General features: G+C 49.9%; 28 protein-coding genes and 1 other annotated feature. Of the genes, 13 read left to right on the forward strand and 15 right to left on the reverse strand.

Annotation, left to right across the window (positions count from 1 at the left end):
* The first annotated feature begins 111 nt into the window (after nucleotides 1-111).
* On the forward strand, nucleotides 112-456 hold the full coding sequence (locus tag BN6628_RS20190; protein WP_068620130.1) for a ribonuclease M5: 345 nt from the start codon (nucleotides 112-114) through the stop codon (nucleotides 454-456).
* Between the two features lie 30 nt (nucleotides 457-486).
* Here the strand turns inward: BN6628_RS20190 and BN6628_RS20195 are convergent, their stop codons facing one another.
* The 3 genes from BN6628_RS20195 to trpS all read right to left on the reverse strand — a co-directional run bounded on the left by BN6628_RS20195 (nucleotide 487) and on the right by trpS (nucleotide 3,320).
* Nucleotides 487-1,086: an SCO family protein gene (locus BN6628_RS20195; protein ID WP_068620131.1), complete on the reverse strand. Its 600-nt coding sequence runs from the start codon at nucleotides 1,084-1,086 to the stop codon at nucleotides 487-489.
* Nucleotides 1,087-1,165: 79 nt separating this feature from the next.
* On the reverse strand, nucleotides 1,166-2,056 hold the full coding sequence (gene cyoE, locus BN6628_RS20200; protein WP_068622492.1) for a heme o synthase: 891 nt from the start codon (nucleotides 2,054-2,056) through the stop codon (nucleotides 1,166-1,168).
* 274 nt (nucleotides 2,057-2,330) lie between these two features.
* Nucleotides 2,331-3,320, reverse strand: coding sequence for a tryptophan--tRNA ligase (trpS, locus tag BN6628_RS20205; RefSeq protein ID WP_068620132.1), 990 nt, complete (start codon nucleotides 3,318-3,320; stop codon nucleotides 2,331-2,333).
* 77 nt (nucleotides 3,321-3,397) lie between these two features.
* Nucleotides 3,398-3,646, reverse strand: a binding site (T-box leader).
* A 135-nt stretch (nucleotides 3,647-3,781) separates the two neighbouring features.
* On the opposite strand from trpS, the gene BN6628_RS20210 reads away from it, so the two are divergent.
* From BN6628_RS20210 to BN6628_RS20225, 4 genes are all read left to right on the forward strand, one after another.
* Nucleotides 3,782-4,750, forward strand: coding sequence for an aldose 1-epimerase (locus tag BN6628_RS20210; RefSeq protein WP_068620133.1), 969 nt, complete (start codon nucleotides 3,782-3,784; stop codon nucleotides 4,748-4,750).
* Between the two features lie 195 nt (nucleotides 4,751-4,945).
* Nucleotides 4,946-5,185 (forward strand): alpha/beta-type small acid-soluble spore protein, encoded by a 240-nt coding sequence (locus BN6628_RS20215; RefSeq protein ID WP_068620134.1) that lies wholly within the window; start codon nucleotides 4,946-4,948, stop codon nucleotides 5,183-5,185.
* Between the two features lie 122 nt (nucleotides 5,186-5,307).
* On the forward strand, nucleotides 5,308-5,601 hold the full coding sequence (locus BN6628_RS20220; protein WP_068620135.1) for an ArsR/SmtB family transcription factor: 294 nt from the start codon (nucleotides 5,308-5,310) through the stop codon (nucleotides 5,599-5,601).
* Between the two features lie 85 nt (nucleotides 5,602-5,686).
* Nucleotides 5,687-6,853: an MFS transporter gene (locus tag BN6628_RS20225; RefSeq protein WP_148449332.1), complete on the forward strand. Its 1,167-nt coding sequence runs from the start codon at nucleotides 5,687-5,689 to the stop codon at nucleotides 6,851-6,853.
* A gap of 86 nt (nucleotides 6,854-6,939) precedes the next feature.
* Here the strand turns inward: BN6628_RS20225 and BN6628_RS20230 are convergent, their stop codons facing one another.
* A complete protein-coding gene (locus BN6628_RS20230; protein ID WP_068620137.1) occupies nucleotides 6,940-7,347 on the reverse strand; it encodes an O-methyltransferase in 408 nt (135 codons plus the stop codon).
* Nucleotides 7,348-7,605: 258 nt separating this feature from the next.
* On the reverse strand, nucleotides 7,606-9,408 hold the full coding sequence (locus BN6628_RS20235; protein ID WP_068620138.1) for a M3 family oligoendopeptidase: 1,803 nt from the start codon (nucleotides 9,406-9,408) through the stop codon (nucleotides 7,606-7,608).
* A 97-nt stretch (nucleotides 9,409-9,505) separates the two neighbouring features.
* On the opposite strand from BN6628_RS20235, the gene BN6628_RS20240 reads away from it, so the two are divergent.
* Nucleotides 9,506-9,667: a YycC family protein gene (locus tag BN6628_RS20240; RefSeq protein WP_068620139.1), complete on the forward strand. Its 162-nt coding sequence runs from the start codon at nucleotides 9,506-9,508 to the stop codon at nucleotides 9,665-9,667.
* Nucleotides 9,664-9,897, forward strand: a complete 234-nt coding sequence (locus tag BN6628_RS20245) for a hypothetical protein (RefSeq protein WP_068620140.1) — start codon at nucleotides 9,664-9,666, stop codon at nucleotides 9,895-9,897. The genes BN6628_RS20240 and BN6628_RS20245 overlap by 4 nt, the downstream gene beginning before the upstream one ends.
* A gap of 69 nt (nucleotides 9,898-9,966) precedes the next feature.
* On the opposite strand, the gene BN6628_RS20250 is transcribed toward BN6628_RS20245, so the two are convergent.
* Nucleotides 9,967-10,665, reverse strand: coding sequence for a DUF2225 domain-containing protein (locus BN6628_RS20250; RefSeq protein WP_068620141.1), 699 nt, complete (start codon nucleotides 10,663-10,665; stop codon nucleotides 9,967-9,969).
* A 65-nt stretch (nucleotides 10,666-10,730) separates the two neighbouring features.
* On the reverse strand, nucleotides 10,731-11,117 hold the full coding sequence (locus BN6628_RS20255) for a globin domain-containing protein (RefSeq protein ID WP_068620142.1): 387 nt from the start codon (nucleotides 11,115-11,117) through the stop codon (nucleotides 10,731-10,733).
* 476 nt (nucleotides 11,118-11,593) lie between these two features.
* Here BN6628_RS20255 and ylbJ point away from each other — a divergent pair, with 476 nt between their 5' ends.
* The 4 genes from ylbJ (at nucleotide 11,594) to BN6628_RS20275 (ending at nucleotide 16,525) form a co-directional block, all read left to right on the forward strand.
* The gene (gene ylbJ, locus BN6628_RS20260; RefSeq protein ID WP_068620143.1) at nucleotides 11,594-12,832 is read left to right on the forward strand and encodes a sporulation integral membrane protein YlbJ; all 1,239 of its coding nucleotides are present in this window, start codon (nucleotides 11,594-11,596) and stop codon (nucleotides 12,830-12,832) included.
* A gap of 66 nt (nucleotides 12,833-12,898) precedes the next feature.
* On the forward strand, nucleotides 12,899-13,702 hold the full coding sequence (locus BN6628_RS20265; protein ID WP_068620144.1) for an NAD kinase: 804 nt from the start codon (nucleotides 12,899-12,901) through the stop codon (nucleotides 13,700-13,702).
* Between the two features lie 165 nt (nucleotides 13,703-13,867).
* Nucleotides 13,868-15,064 (forward strand): copper amine oxidase N-terminal domain-containing protein, encoded by a 1,197-nt coding sequence (locus BN6628_RS20270; protein ID WP_068620145.1) that lies wholly within the window; start codon nucleotides 13,868-13,870, stop codon nucleotides 15,062-15,064.
* Nucleotides 15,065-15,067: 3 nt separating this feature from the next.
* Nucleotides 15,068-16,525, forward strand: coding sequence for a S41 family peptidase (locus BN6628_RS20275; RefSeq protein WP_068620146.1), 1,458 nt, complete (start codon nucleotides 15,068-15,070; stop codon nucleotides 16,523-16,525).
* Nucleotides 16,526-16,711: 186 nt separating this feature from the next.
* Here BN6628_RS20275 and BN6628_RS25755 read toward each other — a convergent pair whose 3' ends face one another.
* Nucleotides 16,712-17,224 (reverse strand): YutD family protein, encoded by a 513-nt coding sequence (locus BN6628_RS25755; protein WP_082926995.1) that lies wholly within the window; start codon nucleotides 17,222-17,224, stop codon nucleotides 16,712-16,714.
* Between the two features lie 23 nt (nucleotides 17,225-17,247).
* Nucleotides 17,248-18,147 (reverse strand): lipoyl synthase, encoded by a 900-nt coding sequence (gene lipA, locus BN6628_RS20285; RefSeq protein ID WP_068620147.1) that lies wholly within the window; start codon nucleotides 18,145-18,147, stop codon nucleotides 17,248-17,250.
* Nucleotides 18,148-18,408: 261 nt separating this feature from the next.
* On the opposite strand from lipA, the gene BN6628_RS20290 reads away from it, so the two are divergent.
* Nucleotides 18,409-19,473: a M23 family metallopeptidase gene (locus tag BN6628_RS20290; RefSeq protein ID WP_068620148.1), complete on the forward strand. Its 1,065-nt coding sequence runs from the start codon at nucleotides 18,409-18,411 to the stop codon at nucleotides 19,471-19,473.
* Nucleotides 19,474-19,507: 34 nt separating this feature from the next.
* Here BN6628_RS20290 and yunB read toward each other — a convergent pair whose 3' ends face one another.
* The 5 genes from yunB to tdh form a co-directional block, all read right to left on the reverse strand.
* The gene (gene yunB / locus BN6628_RS20295; RefSeq protein ID WP_068620149.1) at nucleotides 19,508-20,257 is read right to left on the reverse strand and encodes a sporulation protein YunB; all 750 of its coding nucleotides are present in this window, start codon (nucleotides 20,255-20,257) and stop codon (nucleotides 19,508-19,510) included.
* 107 nt (nucleotides 20,258-20,364) lie between these two features.
* Complete coding sequence (gene sdaAA / locus BN6628_RS20300) at nucleotides 20,365-21,243, reverse strand: L-serine ammonia-lyase, iron-sulfur-dependent, subunit alpha (RefSeq protein WP_068620150.1); 879 nt, start codon at nucleotides 21,241-21,243, stop codon at nucleotides 20,365-20,367.
* Between the two features lie 23 nt (nucleotides 21,244-21,266).
* Complete coding sequence (gene sdaAB / locus BN6628_RS20305; RefSeq protein WP_068620151.1) at nucleotides 21,267-21,947, reverse strand: L-serine ammonia-lyase, iron-sulfur-dependent subunit beta; 681 nt, start codon at nucleotides 21,945-21,947, stop codon at nucleotides 21,267-21,269.
* 343 nt (nucleotides 21,948-22,290) lie between these two features.
* On the reverse strand, nucleotides 22,291-23,466 hold the full coding sequence (locus BN6628_RS20310; RefSeq protein ID WP_068620152.1) for a glycine C-acetyltransferase: 1,176 nt from the start codon (nucleotides 23,464-23,466) through the stop codon (nucleotides 22,291-22,293).
* A 35-nt stretch (nucleotides 23,467-23,501) separates the two neighbouring features.
* Nucleotides 23,502-24,548 (reverse strand): L-threonine 3-dehydrogenase, encoded by a 1,047-nt coding sequence (gene tdh / locus BN6628_RS20315; protein WP_068620153.1) that lies wholly within the window; start codon nucleotides 24,546-24,548, stop codon nucleotides 23,502-23,504.
* Between the two features lie 228 nt (nucleotides 24,549-24,776).
* On the opposite strand from tdh, the gene BN6628_RS20320 reads away from it, so the two are divergent.
* Entirely contained in the window at nucleotides 24,777-25,331 is a 555-nt protein-coding gene (locus BN6628_RS20320) for a helix-turn-helix domain-containing protein (RefSeq protein ID WP_068620154.1), read from the forward strand.
* 209 nt (nucleotides 25,332-25,540) lie between these two features.
* On the opposite strand, the gene BN6628_RS20325 is transcribed toward BN6628_RS20320, so the two are convergent.
* The gene (locus BN6628_RS20325) at nucleotides 25,541-26,335 is read right to left on the reverse strand and encodes a TrmH family RNA methyltransferase (protein ID WP_068620155.1); all 795 of its coding nucleotides are present in this window, start codon (nucleotides 26,333-26,335) and stop codon (nucleotides 25,541-25,543) included.
* Between the last annotated feature and the right edge of the window lie 2 nt (nucleotides 26,336-26,337).

The raw sequence follows: 26,337 nt of genomic DNA on the forward strand, positions 1-26,337 counted from the left end.
CCAAACTCAGAGACTTGCCCGCTACACAGGGCAGGTCTCTTTTATTTTGCATGGAAAAGAGGGTGCGGTTTAAACTAACAGAAGAAACCCTAACCTGCGAGGTGAGCCATTATGCCAATATACATTATTGTGGAGGGCAAGAACGACAAGAGCAAGCTGCGCCGCGTCCTGAACGACGAAGTCGAGATTCTGTGCACCTTCGGCACGCTGAACACACTTAAATTGGAGCAGCTCCGCCGAAAGATCAGGGACGAGGAGACCTATCTTTTTATGGATAACGACTCTTCCGGCAAAAGAATCCGGGGAATTCTCCGGGACGCCTTCCCGGACGCCGGCCATATTTATACCAGCCGGGGTTATGCAGGTGTCGAGGGGACTCCTGACGAATACATTATTAAGCAATTGGAAAAAGCCGGCCTGGAAGAGTACATTATGTACCCTCCAGCCAGCTTCTGATTACAAGCCTCCGAATTTAACCGGGGTCTCCTATTCCTTAGCCAACCGTTCAACCTCTTCCGCAATTTCCTTCGCGGTTACGTCATCCTTGTAATATTTGCGGTAGTTGCCTTCCCGGTCCACCAGCGCAATCAGGTCCGAGTGCATGAAATTGCCATCCCGGTCCTTGTTTACAATGAACTGGAACGTATTCATCGCGAAATCGGCTGTCTGTTTCTCGTCGCCGCGAAGGAAATACCAGCCGCTGTAGTCAGCACTGAATTTGTCCCCAAATTCCTTGATCTTCTCCCGGGTATCCCGGACAGGATCGAAGGACACGGATACAAAGCTGACATCCTTGCCAAACAAGCCGTCCTTCTTCAATTGATTCTGAATCTGGGACATTTTGAAAGTGGAGATTGGACATACGTCAGGACAATTGGTAAAAAAGAAATAAAAGAGCCGGACCTTCCCGTTCGTATCCTGCAATGTGACAGTCTTTCCATCCACATTTTCCATTGAAAAATTCTGAACGGGTCTAATGACTGGAATTTTGGGCTTGCTGTATGTATCAATAAGAAGATAACCCGCCAAAATCACACAGATCGCAAGCAGAGTAAAACTCCACTTGTATTTCTTAAGCAGTGTCACAACTTAAGCCTCCTTAATGAATGGATATCTAAAAAAAGAACCCCATGTTCCCATGGGATTCTCAGGCAACCAACAGAGATTAATGGTGAACTGTATCCAGAATCAGGACAAGCAGAGTGAACATTAAATAACTGATGGAGAAAAGAAATACTTTTTTGGCCCAGGTATCGTTATCCGTCTTCTTGCTGAAGCCTGCCAAGGCCATGACCAGCCAAATTACGGCAAGCGCCTCACCAATAATCAGGAACCAGATTCCTGTGTATCCATACGCATACATCAACGGAGGAATCGGCAGCAGAAGAGCGAGATAAGGAATCATCTGGAACTTCGTTCTCTTGATGCCTTTCACAACAGGCAGCAGCGGGAACCCGGCTGCACGGTATTCTTCAACCCGCCGGATGCCAAGCGCCCAGAAATGGGGCGGCTGCCACAGGAATAGAAGGGCGAACAGCAGAACGGCGGCCAAGTCAATCTTGCCGGATACGGCCACATAACCGATAACCGGTACGGCAGCGCCCGAAATCGCTCCTACAGAGGTGCTCCAGGTAGAGGAGCGCTTCAACCACATCGTGTAAATACCTGCATATACAACAAACCCTACAATTCCGCATATTCCGGCCAACCAGCCGGAGAACGCGAACAACACGCCAAATCCCAGAATACCCAGAATAATCGAATACCACAACACAACGTTAGGCGTAAGCTTGCCGATAGGAAGGGCACGAGTCTTCGTCCGTTCCATCTTGCTGTCAAGCTCACGGTCATAATAGTTATTGAATACGCAAGCGGAAGCCATAATCAGAACGGTGCCGAGAAGTGTAAGCAGCAGCTTTCCATATTGTAAATTCCAACCGGAGGCAAGCCAAAAACCGGCAAATGCCGCAATCAGGTTGGAGCGAAGGATTCCGGGCTTTGTTAAAGCGACAAAATCTCTCCATGTGGCTGTATCGCCAGTCGGTGAAGGTCTCATAGTTATAGCTGGGGAATCCGAAGGAGCAGTGTAACTATATTGTTTACCCACGCGGATAGTTCCTCCTTATATGTTCATAGCGGGACATCTTATCCATCCTCGCTATAAACTTTATCATATCAAAAACGGTTAGTGTTTGACAATTACTGAACAATCGGAGTCATTGTATGACAATTCGGTGACACATGCCTGACGGACAGTATAAAAGCCGGACTTATTGTCCGGCCTTTGTCATATCAATGCCTGTCCATATAAAAGTTCGCTTTTCGCCCGGTCATGCTTTAGGTAGAAAACCCATTCTTTCCTGCACCTCGGCAAGGGTCTTGGCAGCCATGGCCTCCGCCCGCTCGGCGCCTTGGCGGAGAATTTCGGTAATTTCACCCGATTCCCGGATCTCCCGGTACCGCTGCTGAATCGGCTCCAGCTTGGCGACCACAACCTCAGCAAGATCCTTCTTGAACGGACCATACATTTGTCCTTCATAGCGCTGCTCCACTTCGCTGATGGACAGGCCTGAACATTGGCTGTAAATGCTGATCAGGTTGCTGACTTCCGGTTTATTCGCCGGGTCATATTTCACCTCACGTCCGGAGTCCGTCGTGGCGCGGCTGATCTTCTTGCGGATATCCGCGGGTGAATCCAGCAGCGCAATATAACTGCCTGCATTCGGATTGCTCTTGCTCATTTTGCTTGAGGCGTCATCCAAGGACATCACACGCGCGCCCACTTTAGGAATATATGGCTCAGGGATTGTAAAGAAATCCCCGTATCTGTGATTAAACCGGCCGGCCAAATCCCGGGTCAGCTCCAAATGCTGCTTCTGATCTTCCCCAACCGGAACAAGGTCCGCATTATACAAGAGAATATCCGCAGCCATCAGGGAAGGATAGACGAATAATCCTGCACCCACCGAATCCTTGCCAGAGGACTTGTCCTTGAATTGGGTCATACGCTCAAGTTCCCCCATCGAGGTCAAGGTGGTCAGAATCCAGCCAAGCTGGGCGTGCTGAGGCACATGGGACTGCATATAGACGTTTGCCTTGCTCGGGTCAATTCCCGCCGCGATGAACAAAGCGGCAACCGACTCGGATTGCTCACGTAAAGCGGCAGGCTCCTGGGCAACTGTGATCGCATGGAGATCCACAACCATAAAGTTGCAATCATACTCATGCTGAAGCTGAACAAAATTTTGCATAGCCCCGATGTAATTTCCCAGGGTCAGCTTACCGCTGGGCTGAATGCCGGAAAGAACGATTTTTTTCATTTTTTTCTACTCCTCTGTATAGATATTCTGAATATCCTCTTTTTTTATTCTGAGAACACAAAAAAAGCCTCACATCCGCAAGGGACGTGAGACCGTGGTGCCACCCTAATTCGCCGGCATTCCGAAACGGGAATGCTGCAGCCTTTGTGTTCTTGTTAACGGGGAACAACCGGCCGAACATACTGGGATGACTGCCTGTAAGGCAGACTCCGTTCCTCTCGGCGCTCCGGGGTCCATTCATCACTAGCATCCTGCCGGTTCGCATCCACCACCGGCTTTCTGGTAAGGGTGTGCTTTTGACTACTTCTCCCCATCAACGCATTGCATATCGCTCAAGTTTATGTTTCCATAATAATTGTGCCTAACCAATACTGTCAAATCAGATTTTCCGTCCATCCTTAAAAGTGTTATGATAGGTCTAGCTTTGGAATTTTGATTATAGTGGGAAAAGGAGCAACGATATGAAAAAAGTGACCAAAGGGCAATGGAACGGCTACGACACTTATATTTTACATAGCCGCGAACTTGAAGTCACACTGTTGCCACGGCTCGGGAATAATGTAATCGGCCTTACGGACAAGGTGCAGCAGCGTGAAGTGCTGCGGCGGCCCGAGGAGAATGAACTCGATTTTTATCTGCAGAAACCTTACCACTTCGGTATACCTCTCCTGATTCCACCCGGAAGAATCCGCAGAGGCGAATTCGAGTATGCCGGGCAGCACTACCAATTCGACCGCAATACAGCGAACGACAATCATATTCACGGACTCCACCGCACCCAATGCTGGAGGGTTAGTGATATAGAAGAAGACGAAGAAGGCTGCGCGATTACCACCGAGTTTCTGACCTCAGATGATCCGGAATGGCTCCGTCAGTACCCGGTACCGCTGAAGCTCGAAATGACCCTAAGACTTCAGGGAGCAACCCTGTCCCAAACGTTCAAGATCACCCATTTGGGTGAAACCCCGGCTCCGTTCGGCCTAGGCCTACATACCTGGTTCCTCCTCGATGGACGACCTGACGAATGGACCCTACGTCTTCCAGTAAGTGAGACTTATCTGCTGGATGAAGAGAATGTGACTACAGGCGAGACAGCCTCTCTTGGAGATTTAGATCGCCTTAATACAGGACTTAATCTCGCAGGCACGAACTTCGACACCATGCTGAGCATAGGCGGCAAGCCTGTTCAGGCTGATCTTCAGCGCAAGGACGGATACACGCTCCGCTACTCGGCAGATCCGAGATATTTCAAACATTGGGTTCTCTATACGAAAGGGGAAGCAGACCAGTTTCTCTGCATTGAGCCCTACACCTGGATTCCAAATGCTCCAAATCTGAAGCTGCCTAATGAGGTCACAGGCCTGATAGATCTTCAGCCAGGCGAGCAGCTTGCTTTGCAGGTGAATCTGGATATTGTATATCCTTCTTAATCTATCTTGCCTAACAAGCGGTTGTCGCACCAGTTCAAGCTGGCGGTAACCGCTTTTTTATTTTGGGAGTTTTCAAACGCCTGAAGCCGCCTGCGATAGCCTAATAATTACCACCTCTTTCACTCTGATCTCTTGTGCATATTTTATGAGTCTAAAACCATACTAACATCACTAAGGTCGAAGGAGGTGACAAACATGGCAGGTTCAAACAGCCGCAGCGGAAGTCGTCGCAGCAACAACCTTATCGTTCCTCAAGCTAACCAAGCTCTCCAACAACTGAAATATGAGGCAGCTCAAGAGCTGGGTGTAACTATTCCTCAAGATGGTTACCTTGGAGACAACACTTCCCGTGAAAATGGTTCCCTCGGGGGCTACATCACAAAACGTCTGGTGCAATTGGCAGAACAGCAATTATCGGGTCGTTCTAACCTATAATTTGCGTTCTCTCCTAACTTCGATATAAAAACGGGCGGTCTGCTTTGGCAGGCCGCTTGTTTTTTTGTTACAACACTGTATTGAAGTATTGACAAATTGTCTGGATCGAATATCATTGTTGTATGACTATTGAACAACTTAAATCCAAGGATGAGACACTGGTGCATATGTTGAAAGCCCTGGCTGACCCAACACGACTGCAGATCATCAGGACTTTGCGTGATACCAAAGCTGAACTGAGCTGCGGGGAAGTGGGCGACAGGTGCGAAGCTTCCAAGTCTAATGCTTCCTATCATTTTCGTACTCTGCGGGAGGCCGGACTAATTCTTGTACGGAAAGAGGCGCAAACAAAGTACATACAGATTAATGAAAGCACATTTACCCGTTTTTTGCCTGGATTCCTGGACACCCTGTGATCCGGGTATCTTTTTAATGATTAGTTCAATAGTTATTTAACTAATGAATCATGTTGAGGAGGATCAAGATTTGAATACAGCTGTGATGGGATTGCTATTTTTAATTATATTTGTGATTGGTACGGATACTTTTTTAATTAGCCCACTTCTTCCTGTGCTTCAAACCACTTTCCATGTGAATGCCGGTGCAGCCGGATGGATGGTTAGTGCCTATGCTCTAGGTTATGCGTTGTTCGCACTTCTCGCAGGCCCCTTGTCCGACCGTCTAAACCGCAAAAAAGTTATGATTATGGGGCTCGTCTGCTTCTCCCTTTCCACTGGGCTGTGTGCCGCAGCATTTGACTTCTGGAGTATGAACCTGTTCCGCTTTGCCGCCGGGGTGAGTGCGGCGTTTGTCACCCCCCAGGTGTGGGCTTCAATTCCTCTTCTGGTACCTAAAGATAAGATACTTAAGGGCATGGGAATCGCCACGGCCGGGCTGTCCATTTCTCAGCTTCTGGGCCTGCCTATCGGCAGCTATCTTGCTTCGGTGAACTGGCGTGTTCCATTTGTGGCGCTTGCACTAATCGCCTTATTCCTTGGGATAGCGGCACATGCCGTGCTTCCTGGCCTGCTTCCCCACACGAAGGATGCACAAGCCCGAGAGGACCGGTCTCTAATCAGAACTTATACATATCTTCTGCGTTCTACTACGGCAGTACTCGCTTTTGGCGCGTATTTCATATTCCAATTCGGTAATTTTGCCGCTTTTTCCTTTTTAGGTTCCTGGTTGTCGGTATCATATCATCTGGGGGTATCGGACATTGGTGGAGTCATGCTGTTCCTGGGCCTTGGAAATACCATCGGCAGTTTAGGGGGAGCAACGATTGTCCAGCGAATCGGGGTGAAGAGAACTTTGCTTATAGGGATAACCATCAGCGGTTTTATATATCTTCTGCTCGCTAATTCACCTTATCTTTGGATGGTCAAGGCCGGTTTGTTTGTAATCTTCATGATTAGCGGCACCTTATTTCCGCTAATGATCAGCTGCTTGCAGAGCCTGTCTTCTACAGCCCGTGGCACTATCGCGGCACTTTCCAATGCCTTGATGTATTTGGGAACATCACTTGGAGCTGCGGCCGCCGGTGGACTCTATCAGGCCACAGGGACTTTCCTGTCCGTAACAATGCTGACCTTTATCTCATTTATCTTGTTCTTAATCCTGTTTAATTCAAGTGGAATCCTGAAACCACAGGTACCTGTAAAAGCTTGAGTTTGGTTTAAAAGCAGGGCTTTCCAGATATCGCTCCAGGCGTACCGGTACAAGTCCTGCTTTATGTATGTTCTAAATTTCACATATTAAGACCACTCTTGATATGTGCTGGTTGCATCCTTCCTGGGATAACGAATCATCAAATTAGCCATATTGTAATTGGACTCCAGTGTGGCATCCACAATCACCATATCCTGGCGGAGAGCAAATTCATAACTGATCTCCCCATGCGTCCAATGACGCTTAAAATTAAGCGATTCGATAGCCATCTTTCTGAATGAAGCTTGTTGGGCTGCCGTTAACCCGCTATCCCCTCCTGATAAATGTCCATTTCTTCCACTAATCGGATTCTGGCGGATACCGAATTTGCCGATAACATTGTTGCGGATTTGTACAAACACCGTGCCTGAAGTCAGGCCGGCCAACTCCGCTTCTAGTTCTCTGAACACAAGATCAAGCTGTCTTGGCAGAGAAATTTGGTCAGTTTTCAACAATATCCACCCTCCCTTCGCTATGTAATCCCCTATATATAGGGCTTCCGTCTCATTATATGCCATTCTAATATACCCATCAACAATAACCTACAAAATTGGGTATATATGCCTATATGATATAATTTTTCAATTTTATTCTTCCTCATGATTCGCTATTTCTTCTTATATAACGACAAAAATCCCCACCCGCACATAAAGAAATGCACCCTTGAAGCCTGATCAACCGGCTAAAAGGATGCATCCTATAAATTCAATTATTTACTTGGTCATCTCTAGGAACAACTCCACATCGGCTACGGCAAGAGAAACCGCCTCTTCCCAGAAATCAGGCTTAGTCAGATCCACGTTCAGATGCTTACGTGCCAAATCCTCTACCGTCATGCGCCCGGTATCACGCAGAAGCGCATCATACTTCTCGGCGAACGCTTCCCCTTCACGCTGTGCCCGTGCGAATATGCCTGTGCTGAATAGGTAGCCGAAGGTATACGGGAAGTTGTAGAACGGAACATCCGTAATATAAAAATGCAGCTTGGATGCCCAGAAATGAGGATGGTAGGATTCAAGCGCTCCATTATACGCTTCTTTCTGTGCTTCCACCATCAAAGCCGAGATCTCTTCTGCGTTCAGAAGACCCTCTCTACGCTTCTCGTAGAACCGGGTCTCGAACAGGAAGCGGGCATGAATGTTCATAAAGAAAGCGACACTGCGCTGGATTTTATCCTCCAGAAGTGCGATCTTCTCCTCATCACTAGCCGCGTTTTTCACCTGCGCATCCGACAGAATCATCTCCGCAAAGGTGGAAGCGGTCTCTGCCACATTCATGGCATAGTTCTGGCAGAACGGCGGCAATCCGTCCATCACATGCTGGTGATAGGCATGACCAAGTTCATGTGCAAGCGTTGACACATTGGAGGCCGTACCACTGTATGTCATGAAAATTCGGGTCTGGCTGCTTTCGGTAAGAGACGTACAAAAACCGCCAGGCCTCTTGCCGGAACGGTCCTCTGCCTCCACCCAGTTCTGATTGAAGGCCTTGACCGTGAAATCCGCAAGCTTCGGGCTAAAGCCGTTGAACTGTTTCACAATCTCTTCAGCCGCATCGTCGTAGGCAATCTTAGCATCCGCAGAACCGATCGGAGCCTCCACATCAGCCCAGCTCAGGCGTTCGACCCCCAGAAGCTTAGCCTTGCGTTCAAGATACTTCACAAATATCGGTTTATTCTTGGTAATAACCGCCCACATAGTATCGAGCGTCTCCTGGGACATCCGATTGATGCTGAGCGGCTCCTTCAGCACGCTGTCCCAGCCGCGCTTCTCATACAGCTTCAATCTGAAGCCCGCAAGCCGATTCAGGGTGTCTGCGCAGTAATCCGCCGCAGCTTCCCAGGCCTCCTCCCACTTGGCGAAGGTCTCTTGGCGGACTCCGCGGTTAGGCGAGTGCAGCTTGTTATGGGCTTGACCGGCAGAGAGCAGCACCTCTTCCCCGTTCTCGTCCTTGAACGGAATCGTTACCTTGCTGACGATGGTATCATAATGCTGTCCCCATCCGTGATAACCATCCACAGCCAGATCCAGAACAAGATTTTCTTGCTCAGGAGGCAGCTTCTCCCGGGTCTTCTCCCGGCTTTCGTTCAGTGCGAAAGCAATCGGTTTAATCTCGTCCCGGTTGATCCATGCCGTGAATACCACATCTTCCGTGCTGCCAAGCACATTCTCAAAACGGGTATTCACTCCCTCCAGAGCAGCATTCAGGGACGTAATCTTACCTGCCAATTGGACTGCTTTCTTGTCCGCCGTGTCCTGTGCCGTCAGGCACTCGGTGAACGAGGAAGCTTCCCTCAGCCTGGAATATGCGCTTTGGAGGGTTTCAATAAACCCGTCCAGAGAAACCGTATCTTCAACCGATTGCGGTGCTTCTAGAGCGTTGACCTGCCGTGCAAGGTCAGAGATATCCTGCTCAAGCTTGCTCAGGAATTGTCCGAACTCCTTGGAGGAGGAACCTCCCGGAAATACGCTTTCCAAATCCCATGTCAGCCCTACTGGCTTCTGCAGTTGTGTCATTTCATCTCATCCTTTCGTATGTCGCTGTATTGATCCACTATGGCTCAAAAGTGTATAACTAAGATATAGCCCTCCAGGGCAGATAAGGAGGAACCATATGAGACCACTTCAAATATCAGCCGAAACCGCTGTGAAATTAGCCGAGAAACTCGGGGTCCCTTTAGAGAACCTTATGCATATGCCGCAGCATATTTTACTTCAAAAGATCAGTGAGCTTGCCAAAGAAGAGGCCGGCTCAGAAGATAAGCCAAAGTCATGATTCCTTTTGAAAGAACACTTCCCTATGACGTGGTAATGGGTGATGTATATGTACAGAGCTGTCCTTTCTGCGGAAGCGAGAATGTTCTGCTCCCTATGAAGCCCCAGGAGCTTAAGAGTGTGCGTGAAGGCAAGAAGAAGCTGCTCGTCTTCCCCTGCTGTTACAACAGGGTAACCGTCGTGGACAGCGATCAGGATTATCTGCTTACCGATCAGGACATCCGGCGGTAGCAAGCCTGTCTTATTTATAATGATACCGCGGGAATCTCACGGCTGAGATTCCCGCGGTTATTTTGCCAGCTAGCTATTCATCTCCTCGGGAATCTCCAGCTTCGCAGCAAGCATGTCCTCTCTGAGAACAGCCCACTGCTCACGGGAGGCCCTGATCATGGCCGCGTCCATAATCTTCTTATCATTGATCACTCTGGAGAACCACCTTACGGCTTCAGAGTAATTGCCGGTACGCCTGTTCAGCTCACCGATCAGATACATGAGGCGGGCGTCATTCGCCCCGGCTCCCTCAAGCTCGTACACGCGGATATAGGATTCTAGACTAAACCCCAGGAACCTCAGCTCCTGTTCCTTAAGCTCCTTATACCGGTACAACCAGGCGATATGATGAAGCAGACTCGAAATAATCCGCTCCTTCTCTTTGACCACCTGCGCGCACAGCAAAGCAAGTTTATAAGTCTCCAGCGCGGTTTCCCAGTCCCGGGGCCCACCGAAATCGCGAAGGTTGATTCTGTCCCCGATCTGTTTCTTGAATTCTGCCCGCTGAGATTCCTTAAGACGTTCGTCGAAATTCTCGGAGAACGCAAACCCGCAGGAAGGACATACCCTTACAACATAGAAATCGGGATTCTCCTTGGCATAATAACGGCAGAAATCCGTATCCGTCTTCACTGCCCGTTTGAAGCTTGGTCTCACTCTTGATGTCATAAATTCATGTTCGCATTGAATACAAGTTACCTTAATCGTATAGAGCGGCTCCAGTTCCAATTTGCCCTACTCCCTTTCATTCTCTCAAGGATCTGATTGTGTAGTGAAGGTCATTTGTCCTTAATCTATTGTGGCGTATTTATGAAGTGATGCGCAGGTCCAGACAGACGCTGGAGAATAAATGCCCTGAACGGATCTTCTATCCCGATCTCCTGCAGTGCGGAAGCCATACAGCTAAGCCAAGCCTCCGCCCGCTCCTCGGTAATCGGGAAGGGCATATGTCTTGCGCGCATCATCGGGTGGCCATATTGATCAGAATACAACGAAGGCCCTCCAAAGAACTGTGACAGGAACATAAACTGCTTCTCCATCACTGGAAATATATCCTCAGGAAAAAGCGGGCCGAGCAGCGGATGTGCCTGGACTTTAGGATAGAACGCCTTAACCAGGCTCCTTAGGGTCTTCTCGCCACCCAGATTGTCATATATAGACAGACTCGGATTATAATTCATCAGTTATTCGCCAACTTCCTTGTGATATATCTGCCGTTATATTATACCAATAAATCGCATCAGGTTGTACTTCCACGATATATAAGATCATTTCACAACCTGTCCATTCGTAATTCTCAAGGTCAACTTATTATAGGGAACAAAAAAAGACGCTAATTGAAGTTAGCGTCCTTACGTCAGTTAGGTTGTTAGTAGCTTCGCCAATCCTCTTCCCCGGAATGGACAAGAGAGGCGCGTATAACATATACAAAGGCGCATACGAGAACACCGGCGACAAAACTCATATCCATCACTCCATCCATATGAATTAAATTCATGCCGAAAGATCAGACGCATCTTTTGTATTTGTATTTTATCATAACCCTGCAAAAAAAACAGCCCAATCTGAAATCGCTTTCTTGCTTTTTTTGTACTGTTTGTCCCTATCCGTTCATAGCCATAAGTAAGGATTTTGGCAATCACCGAGGGGGCTGAGAATCATGCTGTCAAAAAAATGGGGAGGGCCTCTTCTGTTGGCCACAATGAGTTTTCTATTTGTACTCATGCTCATCTATCCAGGCCCCGCCTGGAACGCAGGCGTCAGAGGCCTGGCCATCTGGTGGGACGTCCTGTTCCCTTCGCTCTTCCCCTTCTTTGTCATATCGGAAATGATGCTGGGCTTCGGCATTGTGCACTTCATCGGCATGCTTCTCGACCCGTTCATGAAGCCGCTGTTCCGCATCCCCGGCAGCGGGGGATTCGTAGCTGCCATGAGCTTCGCGTCCGGTTACCCGGTCAGTGCCAAGCTGACCTCCAAGCTCCGCGAGCAGCGGCTCATCACCCGCGAGGAAGGGGAGCGGCTCGTCGCATTCACCACGACCTCTGACCCGATCTTCCTGATCGGGGCGGTCTCGGTCGGCTTCTTCCATAACTCGCAGCTTGCAGGAACGCTGGCGCTCGCCCACTACGGGAGCGCCTTAATCGTGGGCATCCTCATGCGGTTCCACGACCGGGGAGCGCCGCCCACACCTGTGCCTGTGCAGCAAGGCAAACCCCAAGGCTTTAGCCTGCGCCTCGCGCTAGCGGCTATGCATGAAGCCCGCCTCAAGGATGGCCGCCCCTTCGGCGAGCTGCTGCGGCAGGCCATCATCTCCGCCCTTCAGCTTATGACCGTTGTAGGCGGACTGGTAGTGGTCTTCTCGGTGCTGCTGGAGGTCCTGGGAACTTCCGGAATCATGACCCAGCTGTACGAGCTTCTCCGGCATGTTCTTACCTCATTGCAGCTACCCGCAGCGTTGGCCGAGCCTTTTGTTGGTGGCGGCTTCGAGGTTACCCTGGGGGCCAAAGCGTCGGCGGCGGTAGCCGAGGGCGTGCCCCTGGTCTTCAAGGCGGCAGCGGCGGCCTTCATTCTGTCCTGGGCCGGACTGTCCGTCCATGCCCAAATCGCAAGCATTCTGAACGGGACGGGCCTGAGGTATCTCCCTTTCATGGTGGCAAGGCTTATTCATGCCGTACTTGCCGGACTGCTGGTCCTCCTTCTATGGCCGCTGACCGGGCCTGATACAGAGGTATTTCTTAACTTTGGGTCTCCTGCCCTTTCAGGCGCGGGATGGGAAAGTTTTCCTCATGCCCTGCTGCTGCTGTTGCTGGTTCTGGCTTTGCTTCTCATTTTGTCCCTTTTTTCCGGAGTCATTCAGCGGCTTTGGAACCCTGTACGAATAATTAACCGGAAATGAAAGATTGTTTTCTGTTCTAGAATTGATTATGATCGGTACAAGACACAAGGCAAAGGAGCTTTCAACTTGAGATATTACGTTCTTGACCGCGGAGATCAATTGTCTGTCGAGTTAAGTGAGCAATTTCATAAGCTGGCGGCCGAAAATGGGTTTGAAATGGATGCCGAATCTCCTGAAATCGTCATCTCGATCGGGGGAGACGGTACGATGCTGCATGCCTTCCACACCTTCATAGACCGGATTCCTTCTATTGCATTCGTCGGGATTCATACAGGCCACCTTGGGTTTTATGCGGATTGGAAGTCTAATGAAATACCGGAGCTCATCCAGTTAATGATAGGGCACAAAGCTCCAGACCTTCCAAGACCACGCATCGTGAACTATCCACTGATTGATCTTGAAGTGAAGAAGAAATCAGGAACCTCGTCCTACATTTGTTTGAATGAGTTCACGCTCAAGGGAGTTGACGGCACGGTTGTAGCCCAGGTTGACATTAATGACCAGCAGTTCGAGATGTTTCGGGGAGACGGCATTTGTGTCTCGACACCCGCAGGGAGCACAGCATACAACAAAAGTCTTGGAGGAGCCATTATCCATCCTTCCATAGAAGCCCTCCAGATCACAGAGATCGCTTCGATCAACAACAGGGTGTTCCGTACGGCTGGCTCTGCCCTTGTACTTCCTAAGCATCACCATAGTGACATCTACTCTCGCAAAGATCAGCGATTGCTGCTGACTATCGATCATATTAACCAGCCCGTGGACGATTTAATCTCAATCCGCTGTCAGGTTGCCAAGCAGAAGGTCAGCTTCATCCGGTACAGGCCGTTTCCGTTCTGGAACCGGGTCCGCAATGCCTTTCTCGGCTAAGAGATATATTTGAATAGGAATAACAGACAGAAGCTGGCGGATCTGATCCGCCGGTTTCTTTGGCGTTCTGGTAAATGGTTGAAAATTAACCGTAGACTTTAATTTGCAGCAGTGGTATAACCGATCTATCTGTTTAAATTTATTCATAAAGGTGGACTCATTTCTGTGAAACGTATTCTATCCGTATTAGGAGCGGTGAGCCTGATCCTCTCGATGTCCCTTCCCGCCAGTGCCGCCCCCGGGCCCATTTCAGTCTATCTGGATGGAAGCAAAATCAGCTTTCCTGCGGGAGCGCCGTATACCAGCCAGGGCACCACGCTTGTCCCTTTCCGGACGATCTTCGAGAAGCTGGGGCTTCAGGTGACCTGGAACGCCAAGACGCAGACCGTAACAGGCAGCAAAGAAGATCTGACCCTCCAGCTCACCCTGGGCAGCAACCGGGCCAGCATTAACGGGGTAATCCAGAAGCTGTCCGTGCCCCCCGCCACGGTAAAGGGAACAACCTATGTGCCCCTTCGTTTTGTCGGCGAGGCAGCCGATGCCAAGGTAGATTGGAACGAAGGCTCGGGCTACATCACCATTCAAACGGCCAAATCCACAGCAGTGGAGCAGGAGAAAATTCGCAAGCTGCTTGTTCAAGTTCTGAGCTGCTTGGATAAAGGTGATTACAACGGACTAAAGCCTTATTTGTCCGCTGATTCGCCTTTTCAAGACAGTGAGAAGGAGCTTAATGAATGGTCTCAGAATAACAGCCAGATTAGCAAAATTACCGATTTCGAATTCGTGTCCCTGAACCAACGGACCGGGGAAGCCTTTGTTGAAACGGTGGAGGACACGCATAGAACGGGCGGTTTATACATGCCTGATATGCTGAATCAGATGATGTACACCGTAGTGAAGGAAGATGGCCTTTGGAAGCTTCAGGATTTTGAGATCAAGGAAATCACGTATAAGCTTCCTGCCGATGCGCTGACCAAAACCGTGAATGTGCCGAGCACGGAGGACAGTAAAATTAATGAAGTGATAAATTTATACAATAAATATTTATCAGACAAAAATTTGGATGGGATTCTTGCGCTTTCTGATCCGAGTATCATCACGGATGAATTTAAAGCTAACCTTCAATCCGTTTTTGCAAGTAGAAAGATGTGGGAAGGCGACGTGAAAATCTCCAATGTAAGAACGATTTACTACTCTGAGAGCGAAGCGGCCGTTTACTTTGAGGAGAACTATTTAAATCCGGATACCAAAAGCAACTTAATCCTGGGGAATGTCTTTGTTCTGCACAAATCGACAGAAGGCAAATGGCTTATTAATGCAGGCTACAGGGTATCCAAGAAATTCAAAGGGGAAGAAAATTAGACTATGACCAAAATCTCTATCCGTAATGCAATCATCACATCAACTCTTGCTGTATCCCTACTGCTGACCCCGTCTGCTGCAATGGCCGCTGACAGTCAACAAACCACTGGTGAGCAAACGTCGCAGACCTCGGATCTGCAGCTGATTCAGGAGGTGCTGGATTACATTAACCAATACAATGTCTCCGGCGTCACGAAGGAGCAGCTCATCCGGGGTGCCATTGAAGGCATGGTCTATGAACTGGATGATCCCTATTCGGAGTATTTCACCGCTGAAGATCTGAAGCAGTTCCAAGACTCCATCAATCAGGACTATGTAGGAATTGGTGTTACTTTATATGTGGAGAACAACAAACTGATGGTAGACAGTGTGATTCCCGGCTCTCCAGCTGAGACTAGCGGAATTAAAGCAGGGGACATCATTACACGCATCAATGGACAGCCCGTCAAAGGTTCGGACTCTGCAGCTGATTTAGCGGGGGATGCAAATAGCAAGGTTACGGTCACTGTGCAGCGCGCAGGCAAAAGCTTAACTTTCACCATTACCCGGGCGGAAGTGTACATACCTTCGGTGGAGGCTTCCATCAGCAGCAGCAAAATTGGCTACATTAAACTCTCCAGCTTCTCGGAGACAGCCGATGAAGAATTTAGCGCAGCCATGAGCAAGCTTAAGGGCGCAGGGATGAAGTCGCTGGTACTTGATTTGCGCAACGACGGAGGCGGTTATATCGAGACCGCAACCAATATCGCCAAGCAATTGATGGATAAGGGCATTCTCATGTATACCCAGGATCAGAGCGGCCAATTGGTCCCTCAGACCGTTACAGGCGGGGAGAAAATCGGGGTGCCTATCATCGTTCTAACTAACGAGAACAGTGCCAGCGCCTCCGAGATTCTGACAGGTGCGCTTCATGACAATCGTCTCGCAACGACAGTGGGTACCACTACCTTCGGGAAAGCGCGCATTCAGAATGTGATTCCCTTGTCTAATGGGGATGCGCTTAAGCTGACAACCCAGAAGTATCTGACGCCGAACAAGCTGGATTTTAACAAAATCGGGCTTAAGCCGGATTTTGAAGTCCGGGGCAGCACGGCACAGCTGGTCACCGCTTTCTCCCTTGCGGGAATGAAGAGCATGAAGATCACGGGCGACAACCATTCCCTGACTCTTAACGGCCAGCGCTTTGACGGCGTACTGGGCAGTATTAAGAAAGGAAACTCCATCTATGTGCCTTCCCGGGTATTCGCTGCCATGCTTCAAAGCGAAGTAAGCTGGAATGCCAAGGAGAAGAAGATTATCATTACGGGTGCCGGCGGACGCCAGAGCAGCTTCACCGTAAGCTCAGGACAAGTAGTGTTCCAGAATGGGGATAGCTATATCGAAATCCATCAGTTTGTGAAGAAGTATCCGGCCCTGAAATGGAGTTACGTCCAGAACAAGCTCACGCTTAGTGTGCAGTAAAATAAAATCAAAGTGCTGTATTAAATAAGGAAACGGTGAGCCTTCAATGATCGGCATTTCCCCCGTAACTCTGCCAAAACAAAAAAAGTCCCTGATACGAATGGAGAAAACTCCATTCATATCAGGGACTTTCATGTTACCCATCATGCACCGTAGGCCAGGGCAGACGGCTTACCTTGGAATTACTTACCCCTCCCGGGTTGTTGCCTGACCCGCAGAGGCAGTCTTGGGCTGCTCAGACGACAGCGGCTGCTTCCCTTGAGCTGACCCTTCAACCCCAACCGTGGCAGTTGCCTGCTTGGACTGGAGTGCAGGGCTTAGCTTGTCCTTGGTCTCTTTGGTCTCTTTGGTCTCCTTGGGCTCTTTAGTCTCTTTAAGCTCTTTGGCATCCACGGATTCCTTGGCTCCTTCAGGTTCGCGGGCAACATCCTTCACCCTTTGAAGAACAAAGTAAGGACAGCCAAAATTGCAGTACTCATTAATATAGTCCATGATTCCAGAAATGGAGGAATCCTTGCTCACCTTAGGGTGATTATCGCGGTAAAACCCCTTGAGGCGAAGCTGGTTGTAACCCCAATCACCAATCACGTAATCATACCGCTCAAGCACATCGCTGTATCTCTGTTTAAAAGCTTCCGGATCCCAGCCATTCCGGTTCTCCTGAATCAATTCATAGCTTTTGCCGTTCACCTGGATCACAACAACGTTCCCCCTTACTTCACTTAAGCTGGCGTATGAACGCCTTCCTTCGAGCTCTTGGCTGATTTCACCTGCTCGTGTGCATGATAGGAACTGCGGACAAGCGGACCGGATTCTACATGGCTGAAACCGCGCTTCAGTCCCTCTTCCTTCAGCTTAACGAACTCTTCAGGACGGTAATATTTCTCCACGTCCAGATGCTTCGGAGACGGCTGCAAGTACTGGCCAATGGTCAGGATATCTACATCCACTGCGCGCAGATCGTCCATCGCCTGCAGAATTTCATCCCACTCTTCTCCCACGCCAAGCATAATGCTTGACTTGGTTGGAATGTCCGGCTGCATTTCCTTGGCTTTCTTCAGCAGCTCCAGGGAGCGGCTGTATTTGGCCTTGGCGCGAACCCGGTCGGACAGGCGTTCTACCGTCTCGATATTGTGATTTAGAATGTCTGGCTTCGCATCCATAACAATCTTAAGTGACTCCGTATCTCCCAGAAAGTCTGGAATCAGCACTTCAACACTGCACAGAGGAAGACGCCGGCGGATGGCATGTATGGAGCCCGCAAAGATCTGTGCCCCCCCGTCCTTCAGATCATCCCGGGCAACACTGGTGATGACACAGTGCTTCAGGTTCATATTCTCGGCCGCTTCAGCTACACGTTCTGGTTCTTGAAGATCAAGCTCGGTTGGCATTCCGGTATTCACCGCGCAGAAGCGGCAGGCACGTGTGCAGATATCTCCCAGAATCATGAATGTAGCGGTCCGGTTGGCCCAACATTCATATATATTTGGACAGCGAGCTTCCTCGCAAACAGTATGCAGTGTTTTGGAGCGCATCATATTCTTGATGTCCTGATAATTCTCTCCGGTAGTCAGCTTAATCCGAATCCAGTCGGGTTTTGGCTCTTTCACTTTTTTAGACAACGGGTCTGACCTTCCTTCTCTGATAGAATAAGCACTAGACAATTGAACAGGAAGATACATCATCTCGTTCCCAGGCTCATAATAATACGGCCTTTCAAGTATGTATTCTCCGTTCATTCGTGTTTACTGCCCATTATTATACCATGAATGGAATTGAAATACTTCATTCACACCCGCAGAATAAAATCCCTTTCCTTGCTCCATATTATAGAATCATAACTTGCCTAATAAACAAGCTTTAGAGGGAGAGGAGGACAACAAATGCATAACAGGGACTCACTGCTAGGCAAAATCGTTAGCATTCTGCTTGGCCTGTTGGTTATTACTACGGTCTGGAACGCAAGGACTCCAATCGCCTCGGCCACCAATGCCATGCGGCCTCAGGAAGAAACCAAACAGGACCCTTTTCTGGCCAGACGCCATCTCTATGAAGAAATCGGCGCACTTGTCCACATTCCCTGGTACCGGCTCGCAGCCGTAGACCAGTATGAGCGTACAATGACGCCCAGCTCCAAGCTGGCTAAGCCCGACGGGCGGTTAACCCGGTTATCCATCATTCCTCCCGTTTGGTCAGGATGGCTGAATCCCGAGCCTGAAGATACCAACCCTGTATCCATCTCCCTATTTGCTGGAATCGGTAAGGATGCTAACGGTGACGGTGTCGCTGATCCCACTGACGACAGGGACGCTTTATATACAATTGGGCGTTATATCGCAGGATTCGGATATTCGGAGGATGACTTCCAAATCGCCCTCTGGAAGTATTACCAGAATGAACGGGCAATTCATCGGATCAGCCAGTTCGCCAAGATCTATGAGGTTTTTAACCGCCTGGATCTGTTCGACAACGCATTTCCGCTCCCGATCTCTAATCTGTACAGCTACAAGGATACCTGGGGCAGTTCCAGAAGCTGGGGAGGATTCCGTATTCACGAGGGAAACGACCTGTTCGCTCCCTATGGGGTACCCGTGCGGAGTGTATGTTATGGGATTGTTGAGACCAAGGGATGGAATCCTTTCGGAGGCTGGCGGATCGGAATCCGGGATTTGGGCAACCGGTATCACTACTATGCGCACTTAAGCGGATATGCCAAAGACATTAACGTTGGCGATATGATGACCCCCGGAAAGGTTATCGGATGGGTGGGAAGCAGCGGCTACGGTCCGCCCGGAACCCAGGGGAAATTTCCTCCTCACCTCCATTACGGCATTTACAGGGATAACGGAAGAAGCGAGTGGGCCTTCGACCCCTACCCTCTTTTAAAGCGTTGGGAATCAAGTGAGAAGGCACAGCTTCATAAGCCCAAGAAGACGCCCTCAGAATAAGGGCGTCTTCTTCTCTTTATTGGGAAACACTAAATTAAGACGCCGGCTTTCCTTCTTGTGAAGGATGTGTGGGCAGGGTGATATTGGGCGCATTCGGGCTGTTCTCCCCTACCGGATTGCCGTTATTGTCATAGTAGTAGGTTGGGACATCCCCCACCACAAGAAGATAAGATACCGGAATTTCCGTCTCAACCGACTGGGGTACCATATCGAATGGAACTACCACTGCAACCTCTGTCTTGACCCGTAAGTAGACCTCCACAAGAATCATATTGATTCCCGCATCCTGTCTGCGGGTGTTGAGGTCCACCTTCACTTCGCTTTTGGGCTCAAGCCGAAAAGGAATTCTAGGGCCAAAGGAAGCCAGAATCGGACTTCCGAGGGCCTGCCCCAGCGGGATATTCTCAGATAACTTGGAAATCCGGTCCAGCGTTGATTGGACCGTATGGATAGTGTCTGAAGTGATCTTCATATGCGCAGAGTAGTTAATGACGAATCCCTTGATTTTCCCGGTCTCATCCGTCTTCCATTCAATCAAATCATCAAACTGCTTCTGATCCTTAACCTGTGCTGTAATGGCCTCATTGATCGATTCCGTTGCAATTTGCTTGACCCGGATCTTGGCCAGGTTGCTGATCGGATCTCTCATCTGCCTTTCGACATACAGGAAAAACTGTACAAGACATACACCGGCTATGATGACCCCGAACAGCCAAATTCTCCGTCTGCCTACCTTCTTTCGCTGCCGCCGGCTGTGCCATCTCCTTCTTCTCCACACTCCCATGCCCCCCTGCTGCAGTCCAGGTTTCTATATAACAGGGTATGCATGTCAGCATGGAAAAAGAAGACCAAGTCCATCTTCAGAAATCAGAATGGACTGGTCAATAAATTTTACTTGCTTCGCTTCAGATCATTCATAATTTGCCGTCCTGTTGGAGTCTGAGCCAGTCCGCCGCCTGCGGTCTCACGATGCTTCTCAGGCATCGCCGAGCCCACCTCCAGCATGACTTGTATCACCTCATCGGAAGGAATCACACTGCGGACCCCGGCAAGAGCCATATCTGCCGCGGCAAGTGCAGTAACTGCACCGAATCCGTTGCGGACGATACAAGGAATTTCCACCAGTCCTCCAACCGGGTCACAGATAAGCCCCAGCGTATTCTTCAGAGCCAGTCCCACGGCGTGCACTACCTGCGCCGGAGTACCACCCCTAAGCTCTGTCAGCGCGGCCGCAGCCATACCGATTGCCGATCCTACCTCAGCCTGGCAGCCGCCTTCAGCTCCCGACACGAAAGAATTGTTCGCAATCACGTAACCGATTGCTCCTGCGGTGAACAGACCATACACCATCTTCTGGTCATCCCAGCCGAATCTCTCCTGGCAGCTGATGAACACTCCCGGAATAATTCCACATGAACCGGCCGTTGGTGTGGCAATAATCCTCCCCATCGAAGCATTAACCTCAGATACGGCCAGGGCATAAGCCATCGCCTCCGAAGCGGCTCCGCCCAGACAGGGCTCATCTGATTCACTGTATGACTTCACTCTTTGGGCATCCAAGCCCGTGAGACCACTTGGTGAAGTCGTATTGTCTGTTAACCCCCGCCTTACCGCGTCTTTCATGACCTCGTAATAGTCTGCCATTTTGGCAAATTCAAGTTCCTTCGGCCTTCCCGATTCAGCGCTCTGTTCCTCCAGCATCAAAGATCCAATACCGATGCCCCGTTCCTCGGCTAACTTGGCAAGTTCTCCTAATGTCTGAAAATTCATGATTGATTTCGCTCCCCTTTATGTTATGGCCCCGCGTCCAGGTTAATTTCGGTCACTGCGTGAACAGCAGGCAGATCTCCCAGGTCATGAAGAAGCAGGTGCTCGGCAGCAGCATCCAGCTCTAGAACGGTCAATGCCTCCCCGCTTCGCTGCTTGCGGTCAAGCGACATATGGCCAATGTTTACCTCCCACTTTCGAATCACTTCAGTTACATTCGCAAGCACGCCTAGCCAATCCATGTGGCGTATTAGTATGGTGGGATAGGTGCCGGTCAGCTTGACGCTGAAACCGTCAATATCCACAATCTCAATATTCCCGCCGCCAATAGAAACTCCTATTAGCGTTAACTTCTCTTCAGGCTCGTCCCCGTAAAGCCGCAGCTTGACGGTATTAGGATGAGGGAATAGTCCCGTCCCTGAACGAAAAGTTACCTCCATCCCGACTTCTGCAGCAAGGCTGAGGGATTGCGGGAGCCTTTGGTCATCCGTCGTGAAATCAAGCAGGCCACCAATAATCGCCCTATCGGTTCCATGCCCCTGATAGGTTGCCGCAAATGAACCGTAAAACGTGACTTCAACCGACTTAGGCATACGCCCGAACAGCTGCCTGCCGACTCTTCCGATTCTGGCCGCCCCAGCCGTATGCGAGCTGGAGGGACCGACCATTGCGGGACCAATGATTGAGAATACATCTTTAAAACGCATCTAAAGCAGCCCCCATAGTATAAACTTGTTCCTATGATTAAATAGTACTGATAAATCTGGAAAATGCCATAAACTATGTTAACGCGTTAATCCGGCTCAATGTCATGCCCTAATCCCAGAACAGATCACGGACTGACCAGACCAGCTCAAGCCCAGAGAACAGCTTGGCTGAAGCAATGTGGCTGAGAAATTATTGTTTGCATCTGTAAGCTTGAATAACCGCCACATCACTCTTCTGGTCTTCACCGAACCGATCTCAGATCGCCAGGTTCTTCCCCCACCATCCGGATATCACGGCATTTGGCAATGCTGGATGCCTTTAAATTAAAAAAGACGATCGGGGCTATATAAGCCCCAATCGTTTTCCAGCACGCTCAAGCCGGTCCAGAGCAAAATTCAGATCGTCTTCTGTATGACTTGCCGTTATAATCAACCGGACTCTGCCTTTGTCCATCGCCACCGTTGGATAGACAATACCTTGGGCAAACAGTCCCTCTTCAAGCAATGCATCAGAGAACTGCATCGCCGCAGCCGGATTCCCTACGATAATCGGAATAATCGGCGTTTCACTCATTCCCGTGTCGAAGCCCAGGGTGTTCAGCCGGGTTCTGAAATAATCCGTATTGCTCCATAAGCGCTCCGTCAGCTCCGGACTGCTCTTCAAGACCCGGATAGCAGCAAGACCCATCGCGGCAACAGCCGGGGGCTGTGACGTGCTGAACAGGAATGAGCGGGCTTTATGGATGAGATAATCCTTGAGCAGCTGTGAGCCTGCCATATATCCTCCCACCGCGCCTATCGCTTTGGATAGAGTGCCTACCTGAATATGCACCCGCCCATGCAGATTGAAGTGGTCGGTCGATCCTTTGCCATGGCGGCCCAGCACACCGCTCGCATGGGCATCATCCACGTACACAATCGCATCATACCGCTCAGCCAGCTCGACGATTTGCGGCAGCGGCGCAATATCCCCGTCCATGCTGAACACGCCATCCGTCACGACAACCCGGCTGCGGAAATTGCCGCTCTCTTTCAGGCATTGCTCCAGCTGGTCCAGATCCTTATGGGCGTACACCTTCCTGTGTGCCTTCGTCAACCGGATCCCGTCAATAATGCTGGCATGATTCAGCTCGTCACTAATGACGACATCATCCGGTCCTAGAATCGAACCGAGAATACCTTGATTCGTAGTGAACCCCGATTGGAACACCAGGGTCGCCTCCGTGCCTTTGAATGCGGCAAGCTCCTGCTCCAGCTCATCATGAATCCTCAAAGTGCCGGTTATCGTCCGTACTGAGCCGCTTCCGGCGCCATAAGTCTCAATCGCTTCAATGGCAGCCTTTTTCAATTCAGGATGATTGGTAAGACCTAGGTAATTGTTCGAGGACATCTGCAGGATTTTCCTGCCATTCAACATCATCCAAGGTCCTGATCCGCTATCCCATACGGTTAAGGGGCGATATCTGCCTTCTTTCTTAAGCTGCTCCAGCTCTGGGGATAAATAATCAAAATTTGCCATATACTCATTCCCTCCTGATGGATCTGTGACCCGGATTACTCATGTATAAATACAATCTTGCCGCACTTTCCTGTTCGCATCAGCTCAAAGGCTTCCTCATAACGGTCCAATGCAAAGGTGTGTGTAACAAGTCCATCCAGATTCAGTCTGCCTGATTCCAGCAGTCCTTTCACCTGGTACCAAGTCTCATACATGCGCCGTCCGGTAATCCCGTGAACCTGTATTCCTTTGAAAATAAGATGGTGCGCCAAGTCCAGCGACACATCGCTTGTCGGTATCCCGAGCAGCGAGACGCGCGCCGCGTTCGCCGCCGCTTCGAATCCGTCACGGATAGCAGATGGATGGCCGGACGTCTCCAGAATTACCTGAGCCCCTTCACCATCCGTACAGGAGCGGACCGCTTCAGGCATTGAAGTCTCCGCGCTGTTGACCAGTACATCGGCACCCATCTTCCGGGCCATATCCAGACGGTAGGGATTCACGTCTGCGGCAATGATGGTGCCGGCACCGCAGGCCTTGGCAACCGCAATCGCCATAAGGCCAATCGCTCCGGTCCCGATCACGGCGACCGATCTGCCCACGATATCACCGGAAAGAACCGTCTGAACCGCGTTGCCCAGCGGGTCTTGGAGACAGGCCAGCTCCGGCGGCATATCTGGACGGTTATGGATCACATTACTGGCCGGGAGGACCGCATACTCCGCAAAACATCCCGGTGCTGAAATCCCAAAGCTGCGTGTATTCGGACATACATGGGCATTTCCTGTACGGCAGGCCCGGCAGGTTCCACAGACGATGTGGCCTTCACCGGATACCCTATCTCCCACCTTAACATTCCTTACCTGATCCCCGACTTCTTCAACAATCCCGGCAAATTCATGTCCGAACACATTAGGGGTAAGGACCGCACTCGCTGCCCAATCATCCCAATTGTAGATATGCATGTCGGTCCCGCAAATTGAAGACGCTTTCACACGAACCAATACTTCATTCGCTCCTATGACCGGAACGGGAACTTCCTTATACACTGCTCCTGGTGCCCGGTCCTGCTTAACCAGCCCCATCATCGTCCTTTTCTCCATCTCATCCCCACCTCTGACATGACTCAAATTCGATTTATACGTTATATTATATATTTGTATGTTATATAATACAACGATTTAAAAATTACAAATAAAGCGATCGTCAGAAGTGTCTATATACGTCATCTTACACAAATGTATGATTTATTGCACGACTTTTTGAACCCTCTTATTTATACATTGGTTTGGTATAATAGTGAAATAAAAGGAGAGTAACCAGGAGGCACAATGGAACATATACACAAAAAGGTAGGCAAGAACATACAAGCCATCCGCAAATCGCGGGGACTCAGTCTGGATCAGGTGGCCGAATTAACCGGAGTCAGTAAAGCCATGATCGGGCAAATCGAACGTGGGGATTCCAATCCGACCATTTCGGTATTATGGAGGATTGTGAACGGGCTTCGGATCTCTTTTACCTCTCTCATTGAAGATGAGGAGCCTAAAATTTCTATTATTAACATCGAGGAAATCGAACCATTCGTGGAGCAAGAAGGGGCCTACCGGGTATATCCCATGTTTCCTTTTGACCAGCGCAAAGGCTTTGAGATCTATACTGTACATATGGACCCGGGCTGCATTCATGAATCCGAGCCCCATAATGATGGGGTTGAGGAATACATTACAGTGACCAACGGCTCGCTGGATATAAGTATTAATGGAGAAGTGTACACGATTAAAGCCGGCAGCTCGATCCATTTCTCTGCTGACCAGCCGCATACTTACTCGAACAGCACTAACCAGATCATTACTTACATCACTCTGATTCATTATCCGAGCTGAAAGCTAAGCCCATCACAGGCATATGACTCCTAAAAGGTAGCATCTTATTTACAGGCTCCCTCCATGGGAATTTTGAGCTCCAACACAAGAGGGTTTATAAAACAAAAGGCAGAGAACCCTGGTAAAGGGTATCTCTGCCTCCTTGTCTTTGCCGACTTCCCAAATACAAATTAAATTTTAAGATGAAACAGACTTGCTAAAACGTCCTCCTACTTCGAGTACTCCCGCTGCCTCAAAGCCTCATACAGCAGGACTGATGCGGCCATGGCCACATTCAGCGATTCCGACTGCCCCTTCATCGGTATAATTAGCGCGTCGTCCAACAGAGCCTGAACCGGAGCCGACAGGCCACTTGCCTCGCTCCCGAAGAGCAGCCAGGTCGGACCAGTAAAGTCGTACTCATAACAGACCTTTGCCGCTTGAAGGCTGGTGCCTGCAAGCCTGAAGCCTTTGGCTTTGGCTTGAGGAAGCACTTCCGCCAAATCACCGGACACAATTGGAAGATGAAACAGCGATCCCATCGTGGAACGAATGGTTTTCGGACTATAGATATCCGCACAGCCAGCTCCTACGATAACCCCGCCCGCTCCCGCGGCATCCGCTGTCCGAATGATCGTTCCCACATTCCCGGGGTCCTGCACACCATCCAGGACAACAACCAGTCCATTCCCCAGCTCCAGCAGATCCTCAATCCGGCTGCGCGGCTTGCGAAGCACCGCAAACACGGGCTGAGGCGATTTGGTCTCTGTACATTTGGCAATGACTGCATCCGAGACGCCAATCCATTCTGAGGCATCATTGTCTGCCGAAGCTTGTGCAAGCTCGGCAGGTATCCCGTGATCCAGCGAATAGGCGATAAATTCAATTTCAGCCCGGGACTTCAACGCCTCAAGTACAAGATGAATGCCCTCCACGATATACCGCTGCTGCTTATCCCTGTGCTTTTTCTCGAGCAGTTGGGCCCATTCTTTAACCCGCACATTTTGCGGTGAGATAATTTCCATAT

Source organism: Paenibacillus tuaregi (assembly GCF_900086655.1).
GTDB lineage: Bacteria > Bacillota > Bacilli > Paenibacillales > Paenibacillaceae > Fontibacillus > Fontibacillus tuaregi.